The sequence below is a fragment of the Streptomyces sp. NPDC055078 genome, from assembly GCF_053607985.1.
The window spans coordinates 1-5,148 of sequence record NZ_JBSGUP010000592.1; the positions used below are offsets into that span (position 1 = coordinate 1).

Below are 5,148 nucleotides of genomic sequence, written 5' to 3' on the forward strand. Positions count from 1 at the left end.
GCACTCACCCCGAGCGCGGCGGCGACCGGCTCCCCGCGCCCGACGCCGTCGTACAGCACCGTCGTACAACCCGACCCGACCCGACCGACCCGTACAGCTGAGCCGCTACGGCCCCAGACACCTGATCAGGAACCCATGAAGAAGCGTCATCTCGCCCTGTCCGCATCGGCCGCCGCGCTGGTGTTCACCCTCACCGCCTGCTCCGACGGCGACGGAAAGGAGGGCGGAAAGGAAGGTGGAAAGGAAGGCGGCGGGGCAGCCGGGAAGGCCGGAAACTCCATCAGCCATATCCACGGGCTCGGGATCGGCCCGGCCGACGGCAAGCTCTATGTCGCCACCCATGACGGCGTGTACACGCCGGACAAGGACGGCACACCACGGCTCGTCGGCGACCGCAAGGACGACTTCATGGGCTTCACCGTCACCGGGAGCGGAACGTTTCTCGCCAGTGGGCATCCGGCCCCCGGCCGGGACGCGCCCGGCAATCTCGGGCTCATCGAGAGCACCGACTCCGGGAAATCCTGGAAGGACAAGTCGCTCGTCGGCGAGGTCGACTTCCATGCCATCGAGTACGCGCATGACACCGTCTACGGCTACGACAGCACCAACGGTCTGCTGCGGGTCAGCAAGGACGGCGTGCGGTGGGACAAGCGCGGGGAACTCACGGCGCTCGACATCGCCGTCAGTCCCCAGGACCCCGACACCGTACTCGCCACCACCGAGTCGGGGCTCGTCACCAGCACCGACGGCGGCAGGACGTTCGGCCCCGGCGCGAAGCCGGTCATGGCCTTCATCTCCTGGGCCGGGCCGGACGCGCTCTACGGCATCGATCCTGCCGGAAAGCTGAACCGCAGTGCCGACGGCGGCGCGAGCTGGCGGGAGGCGGGTACCGTGCCCGGCGGCGCTCCCCAGGCGGTGAGCGCGATCACCGCCGAGCGTCTGGTCGCCGCCACCCAGGAGGGCGTCTACGAGTCGAAGGACGGCGGCAAGACCTTCACCAGGCGTCTCGCCGTCACCTCCGGAGGCGGCCACTGACGGTCACGGCGGCGGTACCCGCCCGGCCCCGGCGAGAACCGTGGTCACAACCTTCTGGACGGCTCCGGCCGCCGGCGGGGTGCCCTTCCGGTCCGCGAACAGCATGTGTACGGCCCCGATCAGCGTGGGAGCGAGTGTGTCGATGTCCGCGTCCGCCGCGACCCGGCCCCGTTCCCGCTCGGCGGTCAGATAGGAGGCGAGCATGGCCGCGGCGTCCGTCAGGACGGGGACGCCGGTCGGCCTGGCCAGGCGCAACCGGGCACGCAGGTCGTCCCGGGAGGTGACGAGACCGACCATCGCCACAGCGACCGACCCGAACAGGGTCATCAGCGCGCCGGTGAGGTTCCCGGCGACGGTCCCGGTCCCGGTCCCGGCGGATTCGCGCAGGTCGGCGGCCTGACGGTCGATCCGCGCGACGCGGTCCAGGACGAAGTCGGCGAGGAAGGCGTCGAAGTCGGCGAAGTGCCGGTGCAGGACGCCTTTGGCGCACCCTGCCTCCGTGGTGACCGCCCGGCTGGTCAGCGCGCTCGGCCCATCTCTGAGCAGGACGCGCTCGGCAGCTTCGAACAGTTGCTCGCGCGCGTCGCGCATGGCCACACCTGTCGGCACCGTGCGTTCTCCCTCACCTCGCCCGACCCACCCCGGTAGACGAGTGGGCAAGCGCCCATTACAGTGGGCACATGCCCATTATACCGCCGGAACGAGCGGATTCCGCCGCGTCCGAGCCTCATCGAGCCCGCCGGACGGCGGAGTCCTTCGGCTCGGACCCCGAACGCTACGACCGGGCCAGACCCCGCTATCCCGACGCGCTGGTGGAGCGGATCGTGGCCGCCAGTCCCGGGCCCGACCTGCTCGATGTCGGCATCGGGACCGGCATCGCGGCCCGGCAGTTCCGAGCGGCCGGCTGCCGGGTGCTCGGGGTCGACGCCGACGCCCGGATGGGCGCCTGGGCACGACGGCACGGCCTTGAGGTCGAGGTGGCGGCGTTTGAGTCCTGGGACCCCGCCCGCCGGACATTCGATGCCGTGGTCTCCGGGCAGACCTGGCACTGGGTGGACCCGGTCCTGGGCGCGGCGAAGGCGGCCGATGCCCTGCGGCCCGGCGGCCGGCTGGCGGTGTTCTGGAACGCGGGCCGGCCTTCACCGGACCTGGCCGAAGCCTTCGCCGAGGTCTACCGCCGGGCCCTGCCCGACTCGCTCGCTTCCCGCTCGTGGACAGCCGGCCCGGACGGGTACGCGGCGCTGTGCGCCAAGGCGGCCGACGGCATCCGGGAGGCGGGCGCGTTCGACGAGCCGGAGCAGTGGCGCTTCGACTGGGAGCGGCCCTTCACCCGGGACGAGTGGCTGGACCAACTGCCCACTACCGGCGGCCACCACCAGCTCCCGCCGGCCGAGTCGGCGAAGGTTCTGGCGGGCATCGGCGCCGCCGTCGACGCGGTGGGAGGCGTATTCACGATGCGCTACGCGACGATGGCGGTGACCGCGGCCCGAAGCGGTGCCGTCCCGGCCGACGCCGCCACGCCTGCCCCCGCTCCGGGTCGGCACCCGTAGGGGCGTACGGCCTAGGGACGTAGTGGCGTACGGGCGTACGGGCGTACGGGTCAGGAGTACGTGTGGAAGCCCCGGCCGGACTTACGGCCCAGAGAGCCCGCGGCGACCATACGGCGCAGGAGCGGCGGGGGCGCGTAGAGCGGCTCCTTGAACTCGTCGTACATCGACTCGGCGATCAGCAGCGCGGTGTCGAGACCGATGAGGTCGAGCAGCCGCAGCGGCCCCATGGGATGGGCGCAGCCGAGGACCATGCCGTTGTCGATGTCCTCGGCGGACGCCACCCCGGACTCCAGCATTCTGACGGCGGAGATCAGATAGGGGACCAGGAGGGCGTTGACGACGAATCCGGCCCGGTCCCGGGCGCGGACGACGGTCTTGCCGAGCCTTGCCTCGGCGAACGCCGTCACCTGGTCCGTCACGGACGGCGCGGTCAGCTGGGTGGGGATGATCTCGACCAGGCGCTGCACCGGTACCGGGTTGAAGAAGTGGACGCCCACGACCTGCTGGGGCCTGCCGGTGACGGCGGCCAGGTCGATGATGGGGATCGAGGAGGTGTTGGTGGCGATCACCGCGTCGTCGCCCGCGAGCACCCGGTCGAGTTCCTTGAAGACCGCGGTCTTCGCGTCACGGTGTTCGGCGACCGCCTCGATGACCAGTTCGCGGTCCGCGAAGTCGGCGAGATCGACGGTGAACGACAGCCTCCCCAGCGCCGCTTCCCGCTCGGCCTCGCTGAACTTCCCGCTGCGCAGCCCCCGGTCGAGCGAGGCCGTCAGCCGGGACCGGCCCGCCGCCAGGGCCTGGGGTTCGCGCTCCGCCACCAGGACGTCGAGTCCTGCCCTGGCGCAGACCTCGGCGATTCCGGATCCCATCAGGCCGCAGCCCACGATGCCGACTCCGCTGAACTCACGCATGGTTCCCTGTCCTCTCTCGCGGCTGCCCGGCGGTACGTACGGTACGTACGGCCGCCCGTCCGTCACTGCCAGTCGGCACGGCCGCCCGGGTCGATCAGCTCGAAGACGACCTCGCCGGCCTCCGGGTCGGTGCCGGGAACCGGGCGCACCCGGGCGCCCACCCAGACGAGATGGGGCGCGGCACCGATGACACGGCAGCGGAACACAAAACCCTCGGGAAGGCGGATGAGCGACTCATTGCGCGCCGACCCCGTGTAGCGGTGCACCACACTCGACCGGACGACGACTCCGTGGCCGTCTGTGTGCACGGCCTCCAGATCACTCGAAGCGCACACCGGACACAGCAGCCGCCGGAAGGAGGCGGTCCCGCACCAGCGGCAACGCTGGTGGATCAGACCGGACTTCTCGGGCGCTGTCGGCGCGCTGTGGGTTGCTGTCTGGGACACGTCTCGACCCCCTGCACTCTGCGCACTCTGCTCGGATGCGCCGCGCCTGCCTCAGCGACGACGCATCGGCACCATATGGCACGGAGTGCAGAGACGTAAAGGTACTGAGTGCCAGAATCAGGCTCTACGAGTCCCCCAGAGCCGATTCGATCTTCTGCACCACCCGCCACAGGGGAGCCCCCTTCGAGGCGACCATGACGATCACCTCGTCCCCGGCGGCGTCCGTGGTGACCCGGGCGGCGGAACCGTCCGGATGGGGGGCGGCCATGGAGTCCCGCACACCCGGCCGGGTCCGGCCCGCGGACGCCTTCCGCCCGCTCCCCCACACCTCCCGTACGAGCGCGAGGGCATGGTCGACGGCGATCCCGGGATCGTCCTCTCCCCCCGAACGCAGCCAGGAGCGCAGCCCGTTGTTGTGCGCCGCCACCACGGCAGCGGCGATCACCTCGGCCCGCAGCGCACCGTCCGGGCTGCCCGCGTAACGGCCGCGGAGATAGCTCGCGAGGGTGCGCTCGTACCGGCGCACCACCGACAGTTCGTAGGTGCGCAGCCCGGGCACCTCCCGCGTCAGGCGGTAGCGCTGTACGGAGAACTCGGGGTTCGCGGCGTACATCCCCAGCACCAGGCGGGCCGCGTCGCACACGGCGCCCACGGGATCCCCCGCGCCCTCCGCGGCGAGGAACGCGGTCATGTCGGCCAGGCAGCGCTCATGGTCGGGGAAGACCGCGTCTTCCTTGGACGGGAAGTACCGGAAGAACGACCGGCGCCCGACTCCTGCCCGCGCGACGATGTCGTCCACCGTGGTCTGCTCGAAGCCGCGCTCCAGGAAGAGCTGGAACGCGGCCTCGGCGAGCACCTCCCGCATCGGCACTTTGGCAGCGGCGTCGCGGGCCGCTGGGCCGCCGGTCGCCTTGCGTCGTCTGTGCACCTCAGTCATGCCGGGAACGTAACACCGGAACGCCTCGATTGGCACTACGTACCTTTACAGAGGGTACTCCGTGCCATATCGTCGGCTTCAGAGTATGCACGGTGAGTGAACCATGCAGTGATCAGTAGGAGTGTTGGCGTGAGTTTGAGGGTTGTTGTGTGTGTGAAGTTTGTGCCGGATGCGTCGGGTGATCGGGGGTTCGGGGAGGATTTGACGGTGGATCGTGTGGGTGTGGACGGTTTGTTGTCGGAGTTGGATGAGTATGCGGTGGAGCAGGG

The 5,148-nt window shown here is 70.6% G+C and carries 6 protein-coding genes and 1 pseudogene; 3 read left to right on the forward strand and 4 right to left on the reverse strand.

Annotated elements, in window-relative coordinates; translation table 11 throughout:
- The first annotated feature begins 135 nt into the window (after window positions 1-135).
- The gene (locus ACWF94_RS32790; RefSeq protein WP_453496887.1) at window positions 136-1,035 is read left to right on the forward strand and encodes a F510_1955 family glycosylhydrolase; all 900 of its coding nucleotides are present in this window, start codon (window positions 136-138) and stop codon (window positions 1,033-1,035) included.
- Between the two features lie 3 nt (window positions 1,036-1,038).
- Here ACWF94_RS32790 and ACWF94_RS32795 read toward each other — a convergent pair whose 3' ends face one another.
- On the reverse strand, window positions 1,039-1,644 hold the full coding sequence (locus ACWF94_RS32795; RefSeq protein WP_453496890.1) for a TetR/AcrR family transcriptional regulator: 606 nt from the start codon (window positions 1,642-1,644) through the stop codon (window positions 1,039-1,041).
- A gap of 71 nt (window positions 1,645-1,715) precedes the next feature.
- Here ACWF94_RS32795 and ACWF94_RS32800 point away from each other — a divergent pair, with 71 nt between their 5' ends.
- On the forward strand, window positions 1,716-2,585 hold the full coding sequence (locus ACWF94_RS32800; RefSeq protein WP_453496893.1) for a class I SAM-dependent methyltransferase: 870 nt from the start codon (window positions 1,716-1,718) through the stop codon (window positions 2,583-2,585).
- A gap of 50 nt (window positions 2,586-2,635) precedes the next feature.
- Here ACWF94_RS32800 and ACWF94_RS32805 read toward each other — a convergent pair whose 3' ends face one another.
- The 3 genes from ACWF94_RS32805 to ACWF94_RS32815 form a co-directional block, all read right to left on the reverse strand.
- Window positions 2,636-3,496 carry a 3-hydroxybutyryl-CoA dehydrogenase gene (locus tag ACWF94_RS32805; RefSeq protein ID WP_453496896.1) on the reverse strand — a complete coding sequence of 287 codons (861 nt, stop codon included), beginning with the start codon at window positions 3,494-3,496 and terminating at the stop codon, window positions 2,636-2,638.
- A 62-nt stretch (window positions 3,497-3,558) separates the two neighbouring features.
- Window positions 3,559-3,942: a zinc ribbon domain-containing protein gene (locus tag ACWF94_RS32810; protein WP_453496899.1), complete on the reverse strand. Its 384-nt coding sequence runs from the start codon at window positions 3,940-3,942 to the stop codon at window positions 3,559-3,561.
- Window positions 3,943-4,066: 124 nt separating this feature from the next.
- Complete coding sequence (locus ACWF94_RS32815; RefSeq protein WP_453496902.1) at window positions 4,067-4,807, reverse strand: TetR family transcriptional regulator; 741 nt, start codon at window positions 4,805-4,807, stop codon at window positions 4,067-4,069.
- Window positions 4,808-5,008: 201 nt separating this feature from the next.
- Here ACWF94_RS32815 and ACWF94_RS32820 point away from each other — a divergent pair.
- A pseudogene (locus tag ACWF94_RS32820) lies at window positions 5,009-5,148 on the forward strand (electron transfer flavoprotein subunit beta); the annotation flags it as partial.